This window comes from Nocardia sp. NPDC004722, from assembly GCF_053601505.1.
Map to the genome: position 1 here is coordinate 1 of NZ_JBSGBY010001093.1, position 1,228 is coordinate 1,228.

The following is a 1,228-nucleotide window of genomic DNA, read 5'->3' on the forward strand; positions in this document are numbered from 1 at the left end:
CCGCGACGTAGAGCACCGCGTCCGCGGCGGCGATGAGCGACCAGGTGGCCGGTGTCTCGCCGGGCGAACCGGGCGCGTCCAGCACCACGAAGCCCTCGGCCAGCAGCGGGCTGGGCTGGGTGAATTCGGCACGGATCACCTCGCCGGAGGCCAGCTCCGCCAGCGCCGCACGCGGATCCACCGGGGTGCGCTGCGCGCTGCCGCCGGGACCCATGGTCACCAGGGTGGCGGCGGACTGCTGCCCGTACTCGGCGATCACCGGCACGCTGGGCTGCCCGTCGGTGGCGCTCACCTGCGCCCCGACCAGACTGTTGACCAGTGTGCTCATACCGCTGCCGGACTCGCCCACCACGACCAGCCGCACCCGCGGATCCGACAGCCGGGCCCGGGCGATGCCGAGCCGGCTCGACAGGTCCATCCGGCCGGAGGCGTGGGTCAGCTCGAGCAGCCGGTCGACCAACTCGACCAGCGGACCCAGCGCATCGGGATTCTTCACCGCGACTTGACGATCGGCGCGGCTCACAGCAGCAGCATGTGATGGTCACCCGGACCCACCACCGGCGCGTGGGCATCGACGGCGGCGTCCGGCAGCAGCGGCGTGAACAGCGCGCCGTCGTGCGTCAGCAGCCCGGTGTCGTGGTAGCCCAGCAGGTGGTCGCCCGAATCGTAATGGTCCGCAATGGGTTTCACCGGCTGCACATCGACGTGCGGCGGCGTGGTGATCGGCGGCTGGATGGTCGGGACCGGTGCGGCGGTCGGCGCGGGCGCGACCGACACGGTCGGCTGATGCGTCGGCACCTCCGGCTGGGTCGGTGCGACCGTCGGCACCGGCACGTCCGGGGTCGGGTGCACCGGGACGGTGGCCGTCGGCTGATGCGTCGGCACCGGGACCTCGGTCGGCACGGTCGGCGTATCGCCGCCCGGCTTGGTGGCGTCGGGATCCGGCAGCTTGGTCGTCGGCACCGAGGGCGCGGGCGTGGCCACGGGAGCGCCGCCGCCCGGCTTGGTGACATCCGGGTCGATGGGCGGGATCTTGGCGGTCGGCAGCGTGGGCAGCGGGGTCAGCACCGGCGCGGGATCGATCTTGGCCGGGGTGCTCACGTGCGGTGCGGGCGTCGGCACGGGCGCCGGGGTCGCGGGCTGATTCGCCAGCGTGACCGGGTGGCCCGGCGCGGACGGGTCACCGGTCGCCAGCGCGGGCAGCTTGCCGTGATCGAAGAGCGCGGGC

The 1,228-nt window shown here is 74.0% G+C and carries 2 pseudogenes; both read right to left on the reverse strand.

The features are described 5' to 3' along the window. Positions 1–496 (reverse strand): annotated as a pseudogene (locus ACWELQ_RS45975) (hypothetical protein); the annotation flags it as partial. Positions 497–519: 23 nt separating this feature from the next. Continuing rightward, positions 520–1,228 (reverse strand): annotated as a pseudogene (locus ACWELQ_RS45980) (hypothetical protein); the annotation flags it as partial.